The sequence below is a fragment of the Agrobacterium sp. DSM 25558 genome (assembly GCF_900100825.1).
Taxonomy (GTDB): Bacteria; Pseudomonadota; Alphaproteobacteria; order Rhizobiales; family Rhizobiaceae; genus Agrobacterium.
This window is the reverse complement of sequence record NZ_FMUD01000023.1, coordinates 35821-58738: the sequence shown is the minus strand read 5'-3', so window position 1 is coordinate 58738 and position 22918 is coordinate 35821. Positions and strand designations below refer to the sequence as shown.

25 protein-coding genes are annotated in these 22918 nt (G+C 57.2%); 12 read left to right on the top strand and 13 right to left on the bottom strand.

The annotated features are described in order from the left end of the window. The first annotated feature begins 21 nt into the window (after nt 1-21). A complete protein-coding gene (gene blaOXA, locus DSM25558_RS18595; protein WP_083716567.1) occupies nt 22-837 on the top strand; it encodes a class D beta-lactamase in 816 nt (271 codons plus the stop codon). A 2-nt stretch (nt 838-839) separates the two neighbouring features. On the opposite strand, the gene DSM25558_RS18590 is transcribed toward blaOXA, so the two are convergent. The 3 genes from DSM25558_RS18590 to DSM25558_RS18580 all read right to left on the bottom strand — a co-directional run bounded on the left by DSM25558_RS18590 (nt 840) and on the right by DSM25558_RS18580 (nt 3101). Further along, the gene (locus DSM25558_RS18590; RefSeq protein WP_077106175.1) at nt 840-1043 is read right to left on the bottom strand and encodes a hypothetical protein; all 204 of its coding nucleotides are present in this window, start codon (nt 1041-1043) and stop codon (nt 840-842) included. A 143-nt stretch (nt 1044-1186) separates the two neighbouring features. After that, on the bottom strand, nt 1187-2140 hold the full coding sequence (locus DSM25558_RS18585; protein WP_077106174.1) for a hypothetical protein: 954 nt from the start codon (nt 2138-2140) through the stop codon (nt 1187-1189). A 172-nt stretch (nt 2141-2312) separates the two neighbouring features. Further along, nucleotides 2313-3101, bottom strand: coding sequence for an SDR family oxidoreductase (locus DSM25558_RS18580; protein WP_077106173.1), 789 nt, complete (start codon nt 3099-3101; stop codon nt 2313-2315). 363 nt (nt 3102-3464) lie between these two features. Here DSM25558_RS18580 and DSM25558_RS18575 point away from each other — a divergent pair, with 363 nt between their 5' ends. From DSM25558_RS18575 to DSM25558_RS18560, 4 genes are all read left to right on the top strand, one after another. Next, entirely contained in the window at nt 3465-5129 is a 1665-nt protein-coding gene (locus DSM25558_RS18575; protein ID WP_077106207.1) for an electron transfer flavoprotein-ubiquinone oxidoreductase, read from the top strand. Nucleotides 5130-5153: 24 nt separating this feature from the next. Further along, nucleotides 5154-5672 (top strand): GNAT family N-acetyltransferase, encoded by a 519-nt coding sequence (locus DSM25558_RS18570; protein WP_077106172.1) that lies wholly within the window; start codon nt 5154-5156, stop codon nt 5670-5672. A 21-nt stretch (nt 5673-5693) separates the two neighbouring features. Further along, nucleotides 5694-6209 (top strand): GNAT family N-acetyltransferase, encoded by a 516-nt coding sequence (locus tag DSM25558_RS18565; protein ID WP_077106171.1) that lies wholly within the window; start codon nt 5694-5696, stop codon nt 6207-6209. Nucleotides 6210-6368: 159 nt separating this feature from the next. Further along, the gene (locus DSM25558_RS18560) at nt 6369-7112 is read left to right on the top strand and encodes a pentapeptide repeat-containing protein (RefSeq protein ID WP_077106170.1); all 744 of its coding nucleotides are present in this window, start codon (nt 6369-6371) and stop codon (nt 7110-7112) included. Between the two features lie 242 nt (nt 7113-7354). Here DSM25558_RS18560 and DSM25558_RS18555 read toward each other — a convergent pair whose 3' ends face one another. Beyond that, nucleotides 7355-8371 (bottom strand): zinc-binding alcohol dehydrogenase family protein, encoded by a 1017-nt coding sequence (locus DSM25558_RS18555; protein WP_077106169.1) that lies wholly within the window; start codon nt 8369-8371, stop codon nt 7355-7357. Between the two features lie 104 nt (nt 8372-8475). Between DSM25558_RS18555 and DSM25558_RS18550 the strand changes: the two genes are divergently transcribed. Both DSM25558_RS18550 and DSM25558_RS18545 read left to right on the top strand, forming a co-directional pair. Then, nucleotides 8476-8874 (top strand): winged helix-turn-helix transcriptional regulator, encoded by a 399-nt coding sequence (locus tag DSM25558_RS18550; protein ID WP_077106168.1) that lies wholly within the window; start codon nt 8476-8478, stop codon nt 8872-8874. A gap of 145 nt (nt 8875-9019) precedes the next feature. Further along, the gene (locus tag DSM25558_RS18545; protein WP_077106167.1) at nt 9020-9856 is read left to right on the top strand and encodes an undecaprenyl-diphosphate phosphatase; all 837 of its coding nucleotides are present in this window, start codon (nt 9020-9022) and stop codon (nt 9854-9856) included. Between the two features lie 56 nt (nt 9857-9912). Here DSM25558_RS18545 and DSM25558_RS18540 read toward each other — a convergent pair whose 3' ends face one another. The 3 genes from DSM25558_RS18540 to DSM25558_RS18530 all read right to left on the bottom strand — a co-directional run bounded on the left by DSM25558_RS18540 (nt 9913) and on the right by DSM25558_RS18530 (nt 13407). Continuing rightward, nucleotides 9913-10365, bottom strand: a complete 453-nt coding sequence (locus DSM25558_RS18540; RefSeq protein ID WP_083716569.1) for a GNAT family N-acetyltransferase — start codon at nt 10363-10365, stop codon at nt 9913-9915. Between the two features lie 130 nt (nt 10366-10495). Continuing rightward, nucleotides 10496-11866, bottom strand: a complete 1371-nt coding sequence (mgtE, locus tag DSM25558_RS18535) for a magnesium transporter (protein ID WP_077106165.1) — start codon at nt 11864-11866, stop codon at nt 10496-10498. A 290-nt stretch (nt 11867-12156) separates the two neighbouring features. After that, entirely contained in the window at nt 12157-13407 is a 1251-nt protein-coding gene (locus tag DSM25558_RS18530; RefSeq protein ID WP_077106206.1) for an MFS transporter, read from the bottom strand. 233 nt (nt 13408-13640) lie between these two features. On the opposite strand from DSM25558_RS18530, the gene DSM25558_RS18525 reads away from it, so the two are divergent. The 3 genes from DSM25558_RS18525 (at nt 13641) to DSM25558_RS18515 (ending at nt 16516) form a co-directional block, all read left to right on the top strand. Then, nucleotides 13641-14552, top strand: a complete 912-nt coding sequence (locus DSM25558_RS18525; RefSeq protein WP_077106164.1) for a diacylglycerol/lipid kinase family protein — start codon at nt 13641-13643, stop codon at nt 14550-14552. Nucleotides 14553-14669: 117 nt separating this feature from the next. After that, nucleotides 14670-16040 (top strand): aspartate aminotransferase family protein, encoded by a 1371-nt coding sequence (locus DSM25558_RS18520; protein ID WP_077106205.1) that lies wholly within the window; start codon nt 14670-14672, stop codon nt 16038-16040. A gap of 5 nt (nt 16041-16045) precedes the next feature. Beyond that, complete coding sequence (locus tag DSM25558_RS18515; RefSeq protein ID WP_077106163.1) at nt 16046-16516, top strand: OsmC family protein; 471 nt, start codon at nt 16046-16048, stop codon at nt 16514-16516. A 4-nt stretch (nt 16517-16520) separates the two neighbouring features. On the opposite strand, the gene DSM25558_RS18510 is transcribed toward DSM25558_RS18515, so the two are convergent. Continuing rightward, a complete protein-coding gene (locus DSM25558_RS18510; protein WP_077106162.1) occupies nt 16521-17528 on the bottom strand; it encodes a glycosyltransferase family 2 protein in 1008 nt (335 codons plus the stop codon). 211 nt (nt 17529-17739) lie between these two features. Between DSM25558_RS18510 and DSM25558_RS18505 the strand changes: the two genes are divergently transcribed. Further along, nucleotides 17740-18663, top strand: a complete 924-nt coding sequence (locus tag DSM25558_RS18505) for a lysylphosphatidylglycerol synthase transmembrane domain-containing protein (RefSeq protein ID WP_083716566.1) — start codon at nt 17740-17742, stop codon at nt 18661-18663. Here DSM25558_RS18505 and DSM25558_RS18500 read toward each other — a convergent pair. The 3 genes from DSM25558_RS18500 to amn all read right to left on the bottom strand — a co-directional run bounded on the left by DSM25558_RS18500 (nt 18643) and on the right by amn (nt 20825). After that, nucleotides 18643-19032: a type II toxin-antitoxin system VapC family toxin gene (locus tag DSM25558_RS18500; protein ID WP_077106160.1), complete on the bottom strand. Its 390-nt coding sequence runs from the start codon at nt 19030-19032 to the stop codon at nt 18643-18645. The genes DSM25558_RS18505 and DSM25558_RS18500 overlap by 21 nt on opposite strands. Further along, nucleotides 19029-19256 carry a type II toxin-antitoxin system VapB family antitoxin gene (locus DSM25558_RS18495; protein WP_077106159.1) on the bottom strand — a complete coding sequence of 76 codons (228 nt, stop codon included), beginning with the start codon at nt 19254-19256 and terminating at the stop codon, nt 19029-19031. Before DSM25558_RS18495 ends, DSM25558_RS18500 begins: the two co-directional genes overlap by 4 nt. A gap of 63 nt (nt 19257-19319) precedes the next feature. After that, nucleotides 19320-20825 (bottom strand): AMP nucleosidase, encoded by a 1506-nt coding sequence (gene amn, locus DSM25558_RS18490; RefSeq protein WP_077106158.1) that lies wholly within the window; start codon nt 20823-20825, stop codon nt 19320-19322. A gap of 304 nt (nt 20826-21129) precedes the next feature. Here amn and DSM25558_RS18485 point away from each other — a divergent pair, with 304 nt between their 5' ends. Further along, nucleotides 21130-21489: a hypothetical protein gene (locus DSM25558_RS18485; RefSeq protein WP_143240157.1), complete on the top strand. Its 360-nt coding sequence runs from the start codon at nt 21130-21132 to the stop codon at nt 21487-21489. Between the two features lie 497 nt (nt 21490-21986). Here DSM25558_RS18485 and DSM25558_RS28460 read toward each other — a convergent pair whose 3' ends face one another. Then, complete coding sequence (locus tag DSM25558_RS28460; protein ID WP_167397881.1) at nt 21987-22157, bottom strand: hypothetical protein; 171 nt, start codon at nt 22155-22157, stop codon at nt 21987-21989. Between the two features lie 134 nt (nt 22158-22291). Then, on the bottom strand, nt 22292-22813 hold the full coding sequence (locus tag DSM25558_RS18475; protein ID WP_077106155.1) for a P-loop nucleotide/nucleoside kinase family protein: 522 nt from the start codon (nt 22811-22813) through the stop codon (nt 22292-22294). Nucleotides 22814-22918: the final 105 nt, after the last annotated feature.

Here is a 22918-nt window from a genome sequence, read left to right as displayed (position 1 = left end):
ACAGCCAAAGGGAGAGTGTTGATGACGATCAAACGGCGCATAGGTTTCGTAATTTGTTCAGTATTTACAATCGGTTGTTTTGGTTCTTTCGGCGTTCATGCTGCGGAAACTGTGCAATGCACCGTCATTCTCGACGCAAAAAGTGGTGAGGCGCTGCACCGAAACGGAGAATGCGACAAGGCTTTCGCACCGCAATCCAGCTTCAAGCTGCCATTGGCCATCATGGGCTATGACGCGGGAATTCTGAAGGACGAAACGACGCCGCGATGGGACTACAAGGCGGCATGGAAGAGGCCGAAGCGCGAGCAGCAGCCCACCGACCCGACCATTTGGGAAAGGGACAGCATCGTCTGGTACTCGCAGGAAATCACCAGACGTCTGGGGAAAGAGAAGTTTGCCGATTATGTGCGCCGCTTCGATTATGGCAATGCCGACGTACGCGGTGTGAAGGGCCAGACGGATGGGCTGACGGAATCCTGGCTCATGTCCTCGCTGAAAATTTCACCTGATGGACAAGTGGATTTCTTGCGCCGTTTCCTGAATGCGAAGTTGCCGGTTTCCAAGGTGGCCTATGACAAGACCATGGCCATCATTCCGAAGTTTCCCGCTGCCGATGGCTGGCAGGTTCAGGGCAAAACGGGCTCTGGCCGCATGCGAACCAAAGCGGGCAAATATGACGGCGACAGCTGGCTTGGATGGTTCGTGGGCTGGGCGCAGAAGGGCGACAGGCGGGTGGTTTTCGCCAAGCTCAACATCCAGGACTGGAAAGGCGATGGGCCGATCAGCTTCGCCACACGTGATGCGTTGATTGCCGACCTGCCGAAACTGGTGAAATAGGTCTAGCGGACAAAACGGCGGGCGGCGAAAATCAAGGCCAGCCCGACGATGGCCACCACTGCGCCGCGCAACATCCACGGGCTCTGGTTGATCATGAAACTGGAGGCGGGGTAGGGGAAATATCCGCTGCCCTGCCCAATCCAGACAAGGCCGATGAGCGCAAGCAGTGCGCCGAGAACGGTCAGCGAAACCCGAAGTATATTCATGATGAGCCTCGACAAGAGAAAACCTCTCCGGAGCTTACTCCGAAGAGGTTGGAATAGCCATGCGTTCGCACCGGTTTGCGTTGGCTTTCGCCGAATATGTCCCAGCGAGTCTAGCGCGGTTCCATTTCACAAGGGCGTATCCGTCAGTTGACGGATTGACCCTGTTTGGATTTCAGCGAACTCAACTGTTCGCGCATCGTCTCCTGCACAAAGGTGCTGACATCGTTCATGGACATTCCATAATCCACGAGGCTGAGGACGAGGTTGGTGATATCGGCACGGTCTGCTTCGCTCACACCCGGCAGATTGAGTGCACTGGCATGTTCGTCCATGAATGGTACGCGACGATAGAACCCTGTTCCGAAAATATGGAGCCACATGCGCTCCAGAATATAGCCGTTTGCGGCCGCTGCCCCGACGGAGAATTCGTAAATCAGTTCCTTCGACTCAGCTGGAAGTCTGGCTACGCCCTCGTTGCGAACGGCAAAGATCGCGCCGTAGGAGAAAACGCCGACGCTGTGTTTTTCCGCCTGATCGGCAAGCGCATCCAGCTTCCATTTGCGCAAGGCGTGGGCGGCGATATTCCCGGTATTGGGTGATATGCCTTCGAGCGTCTTGAACACGAGGCCCATGTTCCAGGCACCGGCATCGACAAATTCCAGCGCAACCCAGTCCATGAGGGAAAATGGTTCCGGGCGAACGCGAAGATGAAGCGGGAAGTATTCCTCATAACGGGCTAGGCTGGCTGCCGGAGGAATGTTTCTGGCCGTAAGCCACTGCCATGACAGCGCCTGGACATCGTCCCATTTGCGCCAGTTTTTCAAAAGATCGATAAAATCAGGGCTATGTGTCATCGGATCACCCTGCGAGAACACGGTGAAATTCCGATCGTCCGTCGCGCGGGTCATCATATGGTGAATATAGGTTTCGGACTCGCGGCCGACATTGGGCCGTGCAACGATTTCATCCGCGCGGGCAAGCACTTCCGGTGACGTGATCTCTTCGCCCTTGTTATAAATAATGACTTTAAAATCTGCCGGAATATCAGCGATCCATTCAAGTGGCTCGCTGTATCTCGCTAGAACGATCGTATGCATGGAGTCCCTCTGATCAATATTAGAGCCACCATTATTGCGGGCTCTATATACATGAGAGGTAGCCATCTAAGCTTGTGTGGACGTTGTGTGGCGAGGTTTTACGCAGACGGTAACGTATTGGCGCAAAGTAAAGGCAAGCTGCTCGAGCTGAAGCTCGAGCAGTATCGTTGTCTCAAATGGACTTTGATGCGCCGCCATCCACCCGCAGCATCGTGCCGGTGATGTAGCTGGCTGGCTCGGAGCACAGGAATGCTCCGGCGGCGGCAAATTCCTCGACCTTGCCCAGCCGTCCGGCGGGAATGGTCTTGAGCGATGCTTCGCGCACCTCTTCAGGGCTTTTGCCAAGGCGCTTGGCGTTGGCACCATCCAGTTCATCGATGCGGTCCGTATGGATGCGTCCGGGCAGCAACAGGTTGGCGGTGACGCCGGAGCCAGCGACTTCCGTCGCCAGAGTCTTGTTCCAGCCCACCAGCGCGCCCCGCAAAGTGTTGGAGAGCGCCAGATTGGGAATGGGCTCGAACACGCCGGAGGAGGCGACGGTGAGAATACGGCCCCAGCCTTGTTCCTTCATCTGCGGCAGCAGGGCACCGGTGAGCGTGATGACACGCAGCACCATGGACTGAAAGAAGGTCTCCAGCTTGACGATGGTAATGTCCTGCGCCGTGCCGGGCGTGGGGCCGCCGGTGTTGTTGACGAGAATATCGATGCCGCCGAGCTTCTCGTTTACGGCCTCGACCATGGATGCCACGAAATTCTCCTGCGACAGGTCGCCCTGGACCCAATCCGCCTTGCCTTTGCCCAGCGCATTGATGGCATCCACGTTGGCGGCCAGTTTCTCGCTGGTGCGCCCGACGAGCAGCACATGTGCGCCTTCTTTCGCAAGCGCTGTCGCAATGCCGAGGCCAAGGCCGCGAGAGGAAGCCAGAACGAGCGCGCGTTTGCCGGAAATGCCGAGATCCATGATGTATTCTCCTGAAAGATGCTGCATGCGGTTATAGGGGTGGCCCGGCCGGTTTTGAAGGTCTTGGCAGGTTTATTTCGATATCGTCTTCCGCACGGAGTTGGGAGTAAGCTACTTGATCCACCCTACAGCCTTGACCTCCCCATAAATCTCTTTAACTTACGTGAACGTAAGAGTAAGATATTACCGTTAAACCCGAGAATGTAATACGCTCTGAGCAGGATTTGCCGCACTTCCACCTCGACAATGAGTTTGTGCTTTGCGAAGAAGGAATTGGCTGGCGCGGTGGGGTAATGAACCCTGCGGCTGCGGGCGCGTTAGAAAACAACGCCGGACGGGACCGGTGAGCTGAGAGGGATGGACATGACGGAAGCGATGGAACTGCCGGAACGCGAAGCGATGGAATTCGACGTTGTCATCGTCGGCGCTGGACCTGCGGGTTTATCTGCGGCGATACGGCTGAAACAGGTCAATCCGGACCTTTCCGTCGTGGTTCTGGAAAAGGGTGCCGAAGTCGGCGCACATATTCTGTCCGGTGCCGTTGTCGATCCGATCGGCATCGACCGCCTGCTGCCAGGCTGGCGTGAAGAGGAGGGGCATCCCTTCAAGACCGAAGTGAAGGACGACCAGTTCCTGCTGCTCGGCCCGGCTGGGTCCATCCGCCTTCCAAATTTTCTGATGCCGCCACTGATGAGCAACCACGGCAATTATATCGTCTCTCTCGGGCTGGTCTGTCGGTGGTTGGCGGAAAAAGCCGAGGCACTTGGCGTCGAAATCTATCCCGGCTTTGCGGCAACCGAAGTGCTTTACAATGACAAAGGTGCCGTCATCGGCGTCGCGACCGGCGATATGGGCGTTGAGCGAAACGGCGAGCCGGGACCGGCCTTCACGCGCGGCATGGAACTGCATGGCAAATATGTGCTGATCGGCGAGGGTGTGCGTGGATCGCTGGCCAAACAGCTCATCCAAAAATTCGATCTGTCCAAGGATAGCGATGTCCAGAAATACGGCATCGGCATCAAGGAACTCTGGCAGGTCAAGCCGGAAAAGCACCGGCCCGGCCTCGTGCAGCACTCTTTCGGCTGGCCGCTGGGTATGAAAACCGGGGGCGGGTCGTTCCTCTACCATCTCGAAGACAACCTCGTTGCCGTCGGCTTCGTGGTGCATCTGAACTACAAGAACCCCTATCTCTATCCTTTCGAAGAGTTCCAGCGTTACAAGACGCATCCGGCAATCCGCGACACCTTTGAAGGCGGCAAACGCCTGTCCTATGGCGCGCGTGCGATTACCGAAGGCGGATATCAGTCCGTGCCGAAGCTGACCTTCCCCGGCGGCGCGCTGATCGGCTGTTCCGCCGGTTTCGTCAACGTGCCACGCATCAAGGGCAGCCATAATGCAGTGCTATCCGGCCTGATGGCAGCGGACAGGATTGCCGATGCTCTGGCGGCCGGTCGCGCCAATGATGAGGTAATCGAGATCGAAAACGAATGGCGCGACAGCGACATCGGCAAGGATCTCAAGCGCGTGCGCAACGTCAAGCCGCTGTGGTCGAAGCTCGGCACCGCCATCGGCGTCGGTCTGGGTGGCCTGGATATGTGGACCAACCAGCTGCTGGGCTTCTCCATTTTCGGCACGCTGAAACACGGCAAGACGGATGCGGAAAGCCTGGAGCCCGCCAAGTTCCACAAGCCGATTGCCTATCCGAAGCCCGATGGCGTGCTCACCTTCGACCGCCTGTCTTCCGTCTTCATCTCCTCTACCAACCATGAGGAAGACCAGCCGGTGCACCTGCAGGTCAAGGACATGGATTTGCAGAAGCGCTCCGAACACGATGTCTATGCCGGTCCTTCGACACGCTACTGTCCGGCCGGTGTGTATGAGTGGGTGGAAAAGGACGGCGAAGAGGTTTACGTCATCAATGCGCAAAACTGCGTCCACTGCAAAACCTGCGACATCAAGGACCCCAACCAGAATATCAACTGGGTACCGCCGCAGGGCGGTGAGGGACCGGTTTACGCCAATATGTGATGCCGTTTCCGCAAGGAAAATTTCATGGTCATGATACGTGCCGCGCGGGTTGATGAATTTGCGCGGCTGACAGAGATCGAACTCGATGCCTTCGTTGTCTGGGCGCAAGCCTGTGGTGTGACATCGCAGCCTTACGCCTCGCCGGAATTCATTCTCCAGCGCAGTTTTGATCAGGACCTTCTGTTTGTCGCGGAGACGGATGCGACCGGCCACGTCGCGGGTTTTGCCGCCGGGCAAGCGGTGGGGAGCTATCTCTATATCGTCGAGATCGATGTCGAGCGCGCCGCGCAGGGACAAGGCATCGGTCGCGCGCTGATGGCAGCCATGCTTGGCAAGGCTCGGGAGGCGGGACACAAATATGCGGTCCTCACGACGGATCGGTTTGCACCCTTCAACGCGCCATTCTATGCGAAGATGGGATTTCGTATTCTGGAAAAGTGGGAGACACCACCTTTCCTGCAAGAGAGGCTGGACCAGCAGATAGCCGATGGTCTTGACCCCGCCCGTCGCGTGGCGATGCATCTGGACCTGCGCGCACACTGAAACAGGACGGCACTATCAGCCATGACCAAAGTTTTGATCCACCCCGTCAAGCGCTCGGACGGGCAGGAAATCGTGGCGGCGAATGTGCTCAGTCGCGATTACCACGCGCCGTGGGCGCAACCATTTACGGATATGATTGGCTTCGATGCGTGGTTCGGACAGCTGCTGACCGGGCCGAACGCGTCTTTCATCGCGCGCGATGTTGAGAGCAACGGCATCGTTGGTGTCTTCAATCTCACGCAGATTGTTTGGGGAGCGTTTCGCAGCGCTTATCTCGGATATTACGGCAACGTTGCCTTCGCCCATCGCGGACTGATGGCTGACGCCCTGGAACAGGTGAAAAATCATGCCTTCAACGCGTTCGGCTTGCATCGAATTGAGGCCAATATTCAGCCCGGCAATGTGGCCTCGATCAACCTTGTGCGTCGTGCCGGGTTCTCAAAAGAGGGTTACTCCCCGCACTATCTTCAGATCAACGGCGAGTGGTGCGACCACGAACGCTGGGCCTTGGTGTCGGGCGACGATCGGGGCGTTTGATGCCTGCCATTTTTCAGAAAAATATCGTTGGTGACCTTGACCGTAACCCGTGCTTTCCAGTTTGGTATTTGCAGGAGTCCCGCGAATGTCATACGTGTATGGGCGTAGCCCGACAGGTGCAAACGGATATGCTGGCAAGGTCGGGTGTGGGAGCAGATGATGAAGACGGCAGCAGGCAAAGTTTTTTTCAACCACAGTCCGAGGGTTGTTTGGGGGGCGGTTCTGACGGTGTTTGCGGCTTTGACCATTCCGGCGAACCACAGCCAGGCTGCCAGCTGCCGCTCCGATGCCGGTGCCGGGATTGACTGGAGTGCGTGCAACAAGCGGCTGTTGATGCTGGGTGGCAGCGTGCTCGACGGTGCGGATTTGCGGGGAACGGATTTTACCTTCACCGATCTTCGCGGCTCGTCTTTCAAGAAGGCCAATCTGGAAAAAGCAAAGCTCATTCGCACCTCGCTCGCCTCATCGCAGTTGCAGGGTGGAAATTTCATCAAGGTTGAAGCCTATCGCGGTGATTTCAGCGATGCGGATGCGGAAAACGCCAAGTTCAACAATGCGGAAATGCAGCGCGCCAGTTTTCAGAATGCCAAGCTCGTTGGCACTGATTTTACAAAGGCGGAACTCGGCCGGGCCGATTTCGAGGGCGCAACGCTGACAGGCGCGAAATTCACCATGGCCAACCTGTCACGCTCCCGCTTCGAAGGCGCAAAATTCTCCGGGCCTATCGATTTCGAAAACGCGTTCCTGCTTCTGGCACGCATCGAAGGACTGGACCTTTCCTCAGCAACCGGACTTGAGCAGAAGCAGATCGATATTGCCTGTGGCGATCCCAAGACCAAGCTGCCGCAGGGGCTAACGACACCGACATCGTGGCCTTGCCCGGAGGATCCGGACGAGGATTGAGGTCGGTTGGAGGTCGAGGGTGTGGCTTACCCCCCTCTGTCCTGCCGGACATCTCCCCCTCAAGGGGGGAGATTGGCTGGGCTTGGGCCCCCGGGTTCATCCGCACCGTCATCACACACCGCGTTCGCAACGTTCAAGATGGCCGAGCGCTATCTGCCAGTCGATCTCCCCACCTGAGGGGGAGATGCCTGGCAAGGCAGAGGGGGTAGCGGCAGTCTCCGCCGCCTACCGCGTCCCCGCCATTAAAACCCCGACAAAACAATCTTCCCCCTCGCAGTCCCACTCTCAATCAGCGCATGCGCCTTAATGAGATTGGTGGCGTTGATGGTGCCGAAGACCTCCGTCAGCGTTGTCTTGATCTTGCCAGCATCCACCAGTTCAGAAACGTGGTTCAGCAATTTGTGCTGCTCGAGAATATCAGCCGTTTCGAAGACCGGGCGGGCAAACATCATTTCCCAGTGGATGGAGATGGCCTTGCGCTTGAACGGCATGGCATCGAAACCATTCGCGGGATCATCGATCAGCGCAAACCGTCCCTGAGGCGCGATGAGCGCGATGCTGTCGGCGGCGTGAATGTCGCTTTGCGTGGTGGAAAAGACGAAGCCGGGTGCGCTGAGGCCAAGGGCCTTCACCTGTTGGGCCAGTGGTTGGCTGTGATCGATGACATGATGCGCGCCGAGTGCCTTTGCCCATTCCTTGGTTTCGGGCCTTGAGGCCGTGGCGATGACGGTAAGGTCGGTGAGCTGTCGAACGAGCTGGATTGCGATGGAGCCGACGCCGCCTGCGCCGCCGATGATGAGAATGGCATTGGCCGCACCCGCGACCGGGTCCTTCACCTTCAGCCGGTCAAACAGCGCCTCGTAAGCGGTGATGGCGGTGAGGGGCAGGGCTGCGGCTTCCTCGAAGCTGAGGCTTCTGGGCTTCTTGCCGACGATACGCTCATCGACCAGATGGAACTCACTGTTGGAGCCAGGGCGGTTGATGGCACCGGCGTAAAACACCTCGTCGCCCGGCTTGAACAACGTGACGCTTTCGCCCACCGCTTTGACGATGCCCGCCGCATCAAAGCCCAGAATACGGGTCTGCCCGTCTTCCGGCGGCTGGTTGCGGCGCACCTTGGTATCAACCGGATTGACCGATACGGCCTTCACCTCGACCAGAAGATCATGCCCCTTGGCTTCCGGCACGGGAACATCGATGTCGATCAGCGCATCTGCTTCCGTGACGGGTTTTGCGTTTTTATAACCGATAGCACGCATGGCGTTTTCTCCTTCGCTTGTTGCGTTGGCCTCTACTTGATAGATATGGACAAGACCTGCAAGAATGCACATATTCTGTATATACGTACAAAAAGGATACTGTGATGTCCCGACCCCGCGCCAAACTGACCGGCAACTTTCCCGGTTGTCCGGTGGAATCCACGCTGAGTTTTCTGGATGGAAAATGGAAGGGCGTGATCCTCTATCACCTCATGAATGAGGGAACGCTGCGCTTCAACGGGCTGCGCCGCCACATTCCAAGCGTCACGCAGCGCATGCTGACCAAGCAGTTGCGCGAGCTGGAAGAGGCTGGGCTGATTTCCCGCAAGGTCTTTGCCGTTGTGCCGCCGCGCGTGGATTATGCGCTGACGCCGCTTGGCCTCACCATGCAGCCGGTCATTGCCGCTTTGAAGGCATGGGGTGACGCGCATGTGATCTGCAAGGATGGCGAAAAGCGTATGGTGTCTCCCGACGAGATTATCGAGCCGCTGGCCGCTGCCTGATAACAAGACCTATTGCGCGCATCTGTCTGTGGGCTTACGGATTTACGAAACTCTTCACACAGAGAAAAATTCCGCATTGCAACATGGAACTGCCCGGATTGCTTCATAGCGTCGCGGCAGTGATTCTCAGTCAGGGACGACAAGCATGGGTATTGGTTGGATCGAGGCCGCGATTCTCGGTTTTATTCAAGGTCTTACGGAATTTTTGCCAATTTCCTCCAGCGCGCATCTCAGGATCGCGGGAGAGTTTTTGGGAACGGGTGAAGACCCGGGTGCCGCCTTCACCGCCATTATTCAGATCGGCACTGAACTGGCGGTGCTGGTCTATTTCTGGTCCGATATCATGCGGATTGCTATGGCATGGCTTCGCCAGAACCTGCGCCTCGGCGGCAGTTACGATGCTGCGGATGCGCGCATGGGCTGGCTTATCATCATAGGCTCGGTGCCGATCGTGCTGCTTGGCCTGTTGTTCAAGGATGCCATCGAAACCTCGCTGCGCAACCTTTACATCACCGCCGTAATGTTGATCGTCTTCGGTATCATCCTCGGTTATGCGGATAAGATCGGCAAGAAGAAGTACCAGCTGAACAAGCTCATCTGGCGCGATGGCATCCTGTTCGGTTTCGCACAGGCCATGGCGCTCATCCCCGGCGTTTCCCGCTCCGGCGGCACCATCACGGCAGGCCTGCTGTTGGGTTATACGCGCGAGGCTGCTGCGCGCTATTCCTTCCTGCTGGCCGTTCCCGCAGTGTTTGGCTCGGGCTTCTACCAGCTCTACAAAAGCATCGGCCAGGTCAATCCGGTCGGCTGGGGACCCACCGCACTGGCAACGCTGATATCCTTCATCGTGGGATATGCCGTCATCGTCGTCTTCCTGAAGCTGGTCTCAACCAAAAGCTACATGCCGTTCGTCTGGTACCGCATCGTCATCGGCGTTGTTTTGCTGGCGCTGCTGGGCACGGGTACGATCAGCGCAACGTAAGGCAACGCTTGAGAATATCGTTTATCTGGTCATGCCGTTGATTAGCGGCATGGCCCTCAACTGCTCGAAATACTAAACACATCCAAACCGTTCACATCCTCTTCCAGAAGCGTGAAACCCTGCTTTAGATAATAGGGACGCTTCTCGGCTGTTGAGCAGAGGTAGCAGGTGTCATGGCCGAACTGGGCTGCGTACTCCCGGCTGCTGGCGATCAGTTGCGCGGCGATGCCCTGTTGTCGGAAATCCGGCTCCACCCAAAGCGCTGCTATCCATGGGACATAGTTCGGGCGCTCATCCAGATCGTTTTCGATGATGAGGACCGAGCCGATATAGCGGTCGTCGTCGTGGGCGACGAGTGCTGCGGGAATGCCGTCTGTTTCAAGCATCGGGTTGAGATGTGCACGGTAGTCTTCGAGTGGGACGCCGCTTTCCGTCCACCATGCGTGCCAGCCGCGATCCGCTATCGTACCGGCAAATGCTGGATGTTGTCGAAGATTGGAAATCTGCAAAAGCCCGTCCTTTGTTTGAATCATAGTCGCAAGCGAAGGTTACAAGCTTTTGAAAAGGCGAAACAAGAGGTCGGGTTTGGAAAAGAACCGGCCGCAAGGGGATGCGACCGGTTTTTCGTGGAAATGCTGCTTAAAGCAAAGTCCCGCTCAATATGGCCAGCGCCACCGAGAAATAAATCACCAGACCGGAGACATCCACCAGCGTTGCCACGAAGGGTGCGGAAGCGCTGGCTGGGTCGAGGCGCATGCGTTGCAGCATGAAAGGCAGCATGGAGCCGCAGATCGAGCCGAAGGTGACGATGCCGATGAGGGCGCAGAAGACGGTAAAGCCTACCAGCAGCCAGTGATCGCCGTAATCGTAAAAGCCGGCCTGCTGCCATACGGTCAGACGCAGAAAGCCGATGGCACCGAGGATTGCGCCCAGTGTCAGGCCCGTCGGCAGTTCACGCAGCAGCACCTTCCACCAGTCGGACAGTTTCAGTTCGCCCAGAGCCAAGGCCCGGATGATGAGCGATGTTGCCTGCGAACCGGAGTTACCGCCCGATGACATGATGAGCGGAATGAACAGCGTTAGCACCACGGCCTTTTCCAGTTCGCCCTCGAAATGCTGCATCGCGCTGGCCGTCAGCATTTCGCCGAGGAACAGGGCAGACAGCCAGCCGGCACGTTTGCGGATCATGTCGAGAAAACCCATCGACATATAGGGCTTGCCGAGCGCTTCCATACCACCGAATTTGTGGGCGTCTTCCGTCGTATCGGCAATCATGGTGTCGATGACGTCATCGACGGTGACGATGCCGAGAATGTGGGCGTGCTCGTCCACCACAGGCATGGCCAGGAGGTCGTGCTTGCGAATGAGGCGTGCGACATCCTCCTGTGACATCAGCGGATCGGCATAGGTGATGCCTTCTTTGGATGCGACGGTGAGGATGGAGGCCGATGGCTCGCCCGTGACCAGTCGGCGCAGGGTCACAACCTTGGCCAAGGTGCCATCTTCGGCCAGCACATAGATGGCATAGACCGTTTCACGCGACCGCTCGACGATGCGGATATGGGCAAGCGTCTGCTCCACGGTCCAGCGGTCCGGCACGCTGACGAATTCCGTCGTCATCATCGAGCCGGCCGTGCGGGGCGGATAGGTCATCAGGTGGCGGATGGCGGTTGCCGTTGCGCGGTCCAGCCGGGAAAACAGCTTGGCGCGTGGCTCGTCGTCCATGTCGGCCATAACGTCCGCAACGCGATCATCCGACATCAGGTTGACGAAACGGGCTGCCTGTTCCAACGGAATATGGGCGATGATGTCTGCAGCATGGTGCAGTTCCGGGCGGTCCAGAACCGCCACGGCCTTTGGCTGTGACATTTTCAACAGAGCGTCGACGGCTTCAGGCACGTCGAGAGCGTTCAGCTGATCGACGCGTTCTGCAATGGTGGTGGGGCCGATGCTGCTGCTGAAAAGACGTGCAGCTTTGCTGGCTCTTTGGGAGAGGTTGTGAAAGTTCATGATTGCTCACCTTCGAGTCGATCCGCCGATTTCGACGGAACGCGGTGAGCCGACAGGTGTCAGATCAGTGCGCGTCTCGCCGGTCTCGGCAAAGGCAATCGACTACTACTGTCGCTAGACATCTAATGATGCTCCGTGGATATCTGCGCCAGATCGATGGTTTGACCTGCGCATGAGCTATCTGTTGCGCCTGAAAAAAGAGCAAGTCAAGCGGGGCAAATATGAAATTTTGGCAAGGTAGATGTGTGGTGAATGGCGTGCGCTTTAGAACCATCTAAAACGCCTCAAAATCAAGCCGTTACGGCAGCCTTCTCGCGCCGTTCCAGCGCCACCGCAACACAGAAGACAGCCAGCCCGCCCAACGACAAGACAGCGCCGATATATCCCGTCGATGCGTAGCCGTAACCCATGGCGATGACGACGCCGCCAAGCCATGCGCCGAGTGCGTTGGCGATGTTGAAGGCGGAGTGGTTGGAGGCGGCGGCCAGCGTCTGGGCGTCGGCGGCGACATCCATCAGGCGTGTCTGCACGGCAGGGCAGGCGGCGAAACCGCAGCCGATGAGAAAGACGCAGATGCACAGCATGTAGGGATTGTGCGCAGTAAGGCCAAAGAGGGCCATCAGCACCACGTTCAAAGCCAGCATGCCGCCAATGGTGCCGTTGAGCGAGTAATCCGCCATGCGGGAGCCGACGACGTTACCGACATTCATGCCAATGCCGAACAGGGCCAGAACCATGGGTACCGTGGCAACCGGCATCATGGCGACATCGGTGGTGGTTTTGGCGATATAGCTGAACACGGCGAACATGCCGCCGAAACCTACGGATGCGACGGCCAGTGTCAGCCACACCTGCACGCGCCTGAAGGCACCGAGTTCGCGCCAGATGCTGGCACCTTCCTGCACCTTGTCTCGTGGCTGGAAGAACCATAGCAACGCAACCGTCAAAAGCGCGATGCCGCCGACCATCATGAAGGCGGCGCGCCAGGAGAACATCTGGCCGAAGAAAGTGGCAAGCGGCGTGCCGAGCAGCGTGGCGATGGTGAGCCCCAACATGACGCGGCCCACGGCGCGAGCGCGTTTATGGATGGGGGCCATGGAAGCGGCCACCAGTGCGGCGACACCGAAATAGGCACCATGCGGCAGACCGGTTATGAAGCGCAGCGCCGTGAAGGTGGCGAAGTCAGGTGCGATGGCGCTGAGGATATTACCCGCCGCAAAGACACCCATCAGCGCCAACAGAAGCACACGCCGCGTCATGCGCGCTGCCAGCACAGCAATAATGGGCGCACCGATGACGACGCCCAGCGCATAGGCCGCAATGACATAGCCAGCCTGCGGAACACTGACGCCATAGGTCGTCGCGACTTCCGGCAGCAGGCCCATGATTGCGAATTCACCCGTGCCGATGCCGAAACCACCAGCGGCAAGCGCAAGTTCGATCAGGGCGATGGAGAGAGGGGTGAGTGCTGTTCCAGGCAAAGGCGCAACGGTATCGACGTCCGCGTCAGGGCGGTTTTCCGAGAGATGTGTGTGGGTCATGATTTCTGCGAAGGGAACGAAGAAAAAAAGGGCAAGACCGAGGTCTCGGCCTTGCCCTGACTGGAGGTATGTGGTCACCAAAATGACCTTATCTTGACTGATATCATGGATTTGTGCGTCGCGGTAGTATCTGATTCTGTAAAATGCTCGACTCACGCAAAGGTGTACGGAACAGAAACCTCTCTATTTCATTTAGGGTCGCGCTTTGCGTGTAACGGGGGCTCGATAAGCATATGAAGCTGGTGGCGATCTTTAACCGCGATGGCGGTACCTTCAAAACCACAGACATGGATGCTTATTGCAAACATGCGCAGACCGTTTTCGAAAATGCAGGTCACGAAATCGAATGCCGTCTGGTTTCCGGCAAGGATATCGTGACTGAGATGGAGCGAACCGCCGATGACAAGGGGCTGGATGGCCTGATTGCAGGCGGTGGCGACGGCACGATTTCGGCAGCCGCAGGCATCGCCTGGAAGCACGGCATTGCGCTGGGCGTGGTTCCCGCTGGTACCATGAACCTGTTCGCCAGGTCACTGAAACTGCCACTCGATATATGGCAGGCGGTCGATACGCTGGCCGAAGGCCATGTGCAGAATGTGGACATCGCCAGCGCCAACGGTCGCCCCTTTGTGCACCAGTTTTCCGCAGGTCTTCATGCGCGCATGGTGCGGTACCGGGATAAGATGGAATATGCGTCGCGGCTGGGCAAAATCCGCGCCAATATTCGTGCCGCCATTGGCGTTGTTTTCAACCCGCCGAAATTCGATATGGAATTTACCGTCGATGGAAAAACCCAGCATCGCCGCGCCTGTGCCATCTCCGCCTCCAACAATGAATTTGGACAAAGCCCGCTTCTGGTCGCCGACGATATCACGCAAGGAAAGCTCGGCCTCTATATCGCCGACGCTTTGACGCCATCAGGCGTTATGGGGCTTGCCATCGATATTCTGCGCGGCAAGCTGAAGGAAAATGCAGCGGTGACAGCCATGGCGGTGACGAATGTCGACCTGCATTTTCCCAAGCGGCACGGTGACGTGAAATGCGTGATGGATGGCGAATTGCTGCCGATGAAGCGCGACGTCGCGCTTAAAATTCACGCGGGCGAACTGAAGGTCATCGTACCGAAAGATTTCTCAAGCCTCTGATATTGTTGGCTCTGTGCCTGTCATCAAAGACATGTGTGCGACGTCGCTACGGCCTTGCAAAATGCTGCCGCGCCCGCCATGCTGATCCCATGAAGGCCAATGGGAGTGCATGACGCGATGAACGATAATGCCGGGACGATATCGAACCTCGCCGCCATCGACGCCGCTCACCATCTGCATCCCTTTTCCGACATGGGCAAGTTGAACGCCGCAGGCACGCGCATCATAGAGCGGGCGGAAGGCGTGTTCATCTACGACAGCACCGGCAAGAAATATCTCGATGCCTTCGCCGGCCTGTGGTGCGTCAACATCGGTTATGGTCGAAAAGAAATCACCGATGCCGTTTCCCGGCAGATGAATGAGCTGCCCTATTACAACGCCTTTTTCGGCACCACCACGCCACCTGCGACTCTGCTTGCACAAAAGATTGTGTCCCATGCTGGCCCGCATATGAACCATGTGTTCTTTACCAATTCCGGTTCCGAGGCGACCGATACGTGGTTTCGCATGGCGCGCGTTTATTGGAAGGCGCTGGGCCACCCGACCAAGACACAGATCATCGCGCGGCGGAACGGGTACCACGGCTCCACCGTCGCCGGTGCCTCGCTGGGCGGCATGACGTGGATGCACGAGCAAGGCAATCTACCCATCGACGGTGTCTCCCACATCGGTCAGCCCTATTGGTATGCCGAGGGCGGCGATCTGACGCCAGCCGAATTCGGCCTGAAGGTAGCGCGCGAGCTTGACGCCAAGATCGATGAACTCGGTGAGGACAACGTCGCGGCTTTCGTGGCCGAACCCATTCAGGGAGCGGGCGGGGTCATCGTGCCGCCGGAGACCTACTGGCCGGAAATCGCCCGCATCTGCAAGGCACGCAACATTCTGCTGGTGTCGGACGAAGTCATATGCGGCTTCGGGCGACTGGGATCGTGGTTCGGTTACCAGCATTTCGGCTATGAGCCGGATCTGGCACCGGTGGCAAAGGGGCTGTCATCCGGCTATCTGCCCATTGGCGGTGTGCTGGTGTCTGATCGCGTGGCCGAGGTGATGCTGACCAAGGTCGGCGATTTCAACCACGGCTTCACCTATTCTGGCCATCCCGTCTGCGCGGCGGCAGCGCTGGAAAACCTGCGCATCATCGAAGATGATGGGCTGGTAGAGCGTGTGCGCGACGATATCGGTCCCTATTTCCGCCAGGGCTGGGAAAGTCTGCTGGACCATGAGACGGTGGGTGAGGCGGTCAGTGTCGGCCTCATCGGCGGGCTGCAATTGACGGCGAACAAGGCAACGCGTAAGCGCTTCGACAAGCCGGATGATGTCGGGACGCTGGTGCGAAACCATTGCCTTGAAAACGGCCTTGTCATGCGCGCCACGGGCGACCGGATGCTAGCGTCGCCCGCATTCACGGTCAGCCGGTCGGAAGTCGATCAGATCATCGAGACGCTGCGCAAGGGGCTGGACCACCTGGCGCAAACAGTAAGGACGTAAAAGACGTGGCAGAGCATGAGCATCACTACAAGGTCCAGATCACATGGACCGGAAACAAAGGCACCGGAACATCCGGTTACCGCGAATATGACCGCTCGCATGTGATTTCGGCAGATGGCAAACCCGACATCGCAGGCTCCTCCGACCCCGCTTTTCGTGGTGACGCGGCCTGCTGGAACCCGGAAGAGTTGCTCCTTGCCTCCGTCTCCGCCTGTCACAAACTATGGTATCTGCACTTCTGCGCCGTCTCAGGCGTCGTCGTGACCGATTATGTGGATGCGGCGGAAGGCACGATGGTGCTGCGAAAAGATGGGGCAGGGCAGTTCACGGAAGTCGTGCTGAAGCCCATCGTCACCATCTCCAAGGGCGACCCGCAGACAGCACTTGAACTGCACGAAGACGCCCATGAGAAATGCTTCATAGCCAATTCGGTAAATTTCCCGATCCGCGTGGAAGCGTCTGTGGAGACGAAGTGACGGGTTATTTCTGCTGCTCAAAGGTTTCACGCACGATGTAATTGGGCGTCAAATCATCCCGATAATAAAGTCGCGCAATCATCTCGGCCAGAATACCTGTCGTGATGAGCTGCACGGAGGATAGCAGCAGAACGACCCCGACCATCAGCATCGGTCTCGTGCCGATATCATTGCCGAGAATGAATTTGTCGATGAACAGGTAGGTCATGATGACACCAGCCAGCGCACCAAGTCCAAGCCCCAGAGAACCGAAGAAGTGGCCGGGCCGCGCCTTGTAGCGCATGAAGAACATGACCGACAGAAGGTCGAGAATGACCCGGAACGTGCGGGAAATTCCGTATTTCGAGGCACCGAACTGACGGGCATGATGAGTGACCGGCATTTCGCCGATGCGGGTGCTGGGCACCACGCTTGCCACCCATGCCGGGATGAAGCGGTGCATCTCACCCGTCAGCTTGACCTGCTTGATGATCGACGCGCGATAGATTTTCAGGCTGCATCCATAATCATGCAGGCGAACGCCGGTGATTTTGCCGATCAGCCGGTTGGCGATCCAGGACGGAATCTTGCGCAGAAAAAGTCCGTCCTGACGGTTCTTGCGCCAGCCGACCAGCAGGTCGAGTTCGCGCCGCTCCAGCTCCGAAACCAGCATCGGAATGTCTTTGGGATCGTTCTGAAGATCACCGTCCAGCGTAGCGATCAGGCGACCTCTTGCGGCGTCGATGCCTGCCTGCATGGCCGCCGTCTGGCCGAAATTGCGCTGCAAGGCGACGATCTTGAGATTGAAACCGGGTTGTTGCAGAAAGGCGCGGGCATTGACGATCGTCGCATCGGTACTACCGTCATCCACCAGAATGAGTTCCCAGGCAGATTGGTAGCTCGCCATGGCCTCGATGATGCGCTTGATCAGGGGGCCGACGCTTTCCTGCTCGTTGAAGATGGGCACGACCAGTGAAAGCTCCAATGCGTCTGCCGCAAGAACGTCTGTTAAAATGGCGGCAGATGTTGGCACGGCAATGTTTCCGTTTGTCTGTGAAGCTGGATTTCGCGCCTTGTCCTAGCGACGTTTTCTCGCATTTTCAACAAAGACCACAAAGTTTCGCTGGAAGCTCTTGTTTGCAAAGCCGAGTGAAGAGAATAGTGCGGTCTGTGTCCGCAGATGAGACCGCAATGGAATGTGATTGGAATTACAATTGAAGCCTGCCCGGTTCGCACGGCACTCTATGACCATTGTCACGGCCTTCGTCGTTGCCATCTATGCCGCGTTCATCAGCTGGATGTGGGGCTGGGGAACGATTTTTGCGCTGTGGCAGGAAGCAGGACTCGGGGCCATCTGTGTCGCGCTCGCGCTTCTCTTGTCCACCTACGTCCTGCGAACATGGCGTATCTACGATTATTTCCCAAAGGAAACGCAAGCCCATTTCGCGCGCCTGTTCCGCCTCGTTCAAATCCACAATCTGCTCAACATCATGTTGCCATTCCGCTCAGGTGAAACCAGCTTTCCGCTGCTGATGCGACAGGAATTCGACGTGCGACTGGCGCGGGGAACCGCCGCTCTGCTCGTGATGCGGCTTTTCGACCTGCACGCGCTTTTGGCGGCGGCAGGTGTTGGGCTTGCTTTGGAAAAGCGGTCGCTGACGGTTTGGGTTCTGTGGGCCATATTTTTGGCTCTGCCCGTCATTGCCTTTGTTATAAGACACCGCTTTTTTGACGTGGCTCGGCGCATCGCGCCCAAGAAAGCGCAGGGCATCATCCATGAAATGCAGGCGGGCCTGCCCGTGGATGGCCGCGCCTTCACGCGCGCATGGGGTGCAACCATCATCAACTGGTTCGTCAAGATCGCGGTTCTGGCCTGGGTGCTGGCGCTGATGGGCAAGATAGACTTGCCTGCGGGCTTCGGAGGCGCGCTGGGCGGTGAGCTATCCTCCGTGCTTCCGGTTCACGCCCCCGGCGGCGTCGGAACCTACCCGGCGGGCATCACCGCCGGGGCCATCGGTTTTGGAGCATCGACGGATAAAGCTGCGCTGTCGTCGCTAGGGCAGGCGGCCGTAAACGTGCATCTGCTGGTGATACTGTCGTCACTGATCGGCACGGCGCTGGCGCTGTTCGTGCGGGTGCGGAAGTCGTCAGGCGATACGCAGGCCTAGATGCTCTGCCATGGGCGTGAAATCCCGGTCGGAATGCAGCAGGGAGTGACCGTGTTCTATACAGTAGGTGCCGATGATGAGATCGGTGGTTCTTCTGATAGTGATTCCGAGTTGACGTAGCCTGCGATAATGCGTCGCTGCTTTGATAGCTAACTCAGGCGACAGCATAGAAACGACCTGAAATTTAGTCATTCGTGCTTGCATATTTGCAGCATGCTGATGGCTTTGCGCGCCTTGAAGTATTTCAAGCAACACGACATCGCCTAACAGGATATCTTTCAAGCGTGAAATCGCACGAAACTTTTCCGTTTGTGCAGTTGTTGTTCCTCTTAAGATCGAAATCCAGACCGAGCTATCAACAACAATCATTCTGCGGCGTGTTGATTATGGCTTTTTAAGTCGCCGCCACTCCGCATCTCATCAAGGTCGCCATCCCACCCCATGCCTGTCAGTTCATCCAAGGCTTTTTTTCGGCTGTGATATTCGATGAGCTCTCTGAGAGCGAGTTCAACAGCCGCCTTTTTCGTTGGCAGACCGCTCAACTCCATTGCTTCGGCAATCAATGCGTCGTCAATTTCGATATTCGTGCGCATGGCAAGCGTCCTTGGTGTATCAATTCCCTAAATCATACACCAAGGCGATATCTACCGCAAATCCTACTGGAACGCCGTCTCGTAAAAACTGCGAAGCTTGCGTGAATGCAGCGTCTCGGTTTGCATGGCAGCCAGTTTTTGCACGGCGCGAATGCCGATTTGCAGATGCTGGGACACTTGCGTTTTGTAAAATTCCGTGGCCATGCCGGGCAGTTTCAACTCGCCGTGCAGCGGCTTGTCGGACACGCAGAGCAGGGTGCCGTAGGGCACTCGGAAGCGGAAGCCGTTGGCGGCGATGGTGGCCGATTCCATATCCAGCGCGATGGCGCGCGATTGCGACAGACGCTTGACCGGGCCGGCCTGATCGCGAAGCTCCCAATTGCGGTTATCGATGGTGGCGACTGTGCCGGTGCGCATGATGCGCTTCAGCTCGAAGCCTTCATAGCCGGTGACTTCCGCCACTGCACTTTCGAGCGCCAGTTGCACCTCTGCCAGAGCCGGGATTGGCACCCAGACGGGCAGATCGTCATCCAGCACGTGATCTTCACGCACATAGGCGTGGGCCAACACGTAATCACCCAGACGCTGGCTGTTGCGAAGACCGGCGCAGTGGCCGACCATCAGCCACGCATGCGGGCGCAGCACCGCGATGTGGTCTGTGATGGTCTTGGCGTTGGAAGGGCCGACGCCGATATTGACCAGCGTGATGCCCGCATGGCCCTTTTTCTTCAGGTGGTAAGCAGGCATCTGCGGCATGCGACCCAGCGTCATGTCGGTGATCGGTCTGTCGGACCCGGCCAGCGTGACGATGTTGCCCGGTTCCACGAATTCCGTGTAGCCTTCACCGCCATCCGCCATCATCTTTCGCGCCCATGTGGCGAACTCATCGATGTAAAACTGGTAGTTGGTGAACAGCACGAAGTTCTGGAAATGATTGGCGCTGGTGGCTGTGTAGTGGCTGAGACGCGCCAGTGAATAATCGATGCGCTGCGCGGTAAAGGGTGCAAGCGGCGCGGGCTCTCCCGGCACCTGATCATACTCGCCATTGGCAATCAGATCATCGGTGTTGTTGAGGTCAGGTGTGTCGAACAGGTCTCGCAACGGCACATCGGCAAGCGAGGATGCAGCGGATGCCTCCACAAAGGCACCTTCACCAAACGCAAAATGCAGCGGAATGGGCGTGGCCGATTCGGCAACCGTCACGTGAACGCTGTGGTTCTTGATCAGAAGGCCAAGCTGCTCTTTGAGATAATGCCTGAAGAGCTGCGGGCGGGTGACGGTCGTCGTGTAGACGCCGGGCGAGGTAACGTGACCGTAAGACAGGCGCGAATCGACATGGCCGAAGCTGGATGTCTCGATGCTGACCTGCGGATAACAGGCACGGTAACGGCCCTCGATAGGCGCGCCCTGCGCCAGATCGGTAAAGGATTTGATGAGGAAATTCGTGTTGCGCTCATAAAGCGCCGTCAACGCATCCACCGCTGCTACCGGATCGGTAAAGGTCTGCGGCGCAAATGGCTCTGGCGTGATGAAGGCGAGGTGCGAGATTGTGTGCTTTGCTATTGTCATGGCCCATTATAGAGAGCCAATTTCGACAGGCAAGCGACAGAAATATGTGCGTTTGAAAAACTTGGGCCAACGCCACTGTATCACTCCGTCACACCTTGCTCTGATCTTGGTGTCATGGCTCTGTCTTGCCTGGATTGAAGGAATGATATCAGTAGTTCCAGCCTGCGCAGTGGCCGGCTTGAGCCTGCGCGAGAAGCGGCTGAAAAGGCGATTGGCGAGCAATGAGGTGGGACGAAAGCGGCACTCTCGCTTTCCAACCTGTGCGATCAGATAGAAGGATAAAAGATTGAAGCGTAGGGACGGTGTGAAGAAAATCACGATTTTGCAAGCGGCATTTAATCCCTATTATGCCGAGGCATTCGGGCTGATCTTCAAACTATCCTACGCCTCGGAAGGCAAAAATACCCCGCGTCTTGAGGTCTTTGCGGATAGCGAGCTCGCCAGAGAAAAAGAGTGGAGGATTTACGGCGCAATTCCCGATGATGATCTGGATAACGTCGTGGAGATCAAGTTTCGAGAGCCTGGCGAAGATAAAGAATTCAGCGTTGCCTCACGCGTGTTCCGCGCGCAATTCATTCGGGTTGACCATCAAGAGTTTACTTACGCCCATGGTTCAAACGAGCTCTTGCTCCTCTACGAGTTCGAAGTGTCGAAGCTTGACTAGACGCGTGCGGTGAAGGTTCGCAACTGCCGATTTTGCGAACTGCTCCGGCGGTCACACCTCAGCATTTTCATCCGCACGCACCGCACGACAAGTTCAACGACGAGGAAAATCAGCGCAAGAAACGGCAGGAGAGCGATCAAGACGAGGAATACAAATATCGAGAGAATGAGCTCTCCACCATTTGCGATGGCGTCGTAGACCCTCAGGACTTTGAGAATTGTAGGGCACATGCGACGATAAGCATGGTTTCGGCACCAAGCAGCAGCAGTATGCTTCCACCAAACTGCGTGACATAGATTGTGGTGGCCACCGCAAGGGCGATACCGACTGCAATGCGCAGTGCCCTCAAAAGATGATGGCGGCGCGTGTATTGGGGGGCGGTAGGCTTTGCTGTTGTCATGGCCCGTTATAAATGGCCAATTTCGACAGGCAAGCGACAGAAATATGTGCGTTTCAAAAAGACTGAAGAATCTCCGCCTCGGCCAGACCTACCCTGTTTACAAGGTCATGGAGCAATGGTTGGAAAGGCTGTGCTGGCAGGCAATGGATGCGCCGACGTTGACGCGCTGAAAGCTGCGATTGGGGTTGACCACCAACGCTGCGAAAGACATCGCGAAAATTGCCATCAACAGAACGATGATCGTAAAGCGCCGAACCAATATCGTCATATCCATTCCCCTCCGTGTCATGGTTTTCCCTTATGTTGAACACGACATTGCCACAGTGGGACTGAACCGACGCTGAGGGCTGGGTTCATGTGGGGTTCAGGGTGGTTAATGGGGAGGGGAGGGCATGTCGGCGGCTAGATTTGGTCTGTGTCGACCTGTTTTAGACGGATCATGATGTCCAACACGCTCTCGTCCACTGAAAGCAGCGATGTATCGATACGAAGGTCGGGAGCCCATGGTTCGAATGTGCGTGCCTCTATCTGTTCCCACGTCGGTGGGATCAGGCCCTCAACGACCGACATTCGGCTTTCGGCCCGATGGCGATGCACGATTTTATCAGAGCAGGTGACTTCGACCTCGATGAACTTTCGATTCGCCTCAGCTGCCGTCGCCCGAAAGGCAGCACGCGTGATTTCTATGGAGTTGACGGAGTCGGCGATAACGATACGACCCAAGCGAAGATTGTCGGCGGCCATTTTGTAAAGAACAACGTATCCCGCAGGCCCAACATCAGCTCCCGCTGCCAAACAAGCAGAAGAACGTATCGCCTGTTCTATGGTGTCCAGCCGAAAGTAAGTCGCTTGTAATCTGAAGGCTAAAGCTTGGGCAATGGTGCTTTTTCCAGAACCAGGCAAGCCACCGAAGATAATCAGCATCGGACACCTCATTTTTGAGCAAGCTATTTCATCTCCGTCTCACTTTCATGATCATTGTCGGCCTGAAGCGATGTTTGAACTTATGGAGACAGTCTCTAAGGTTTG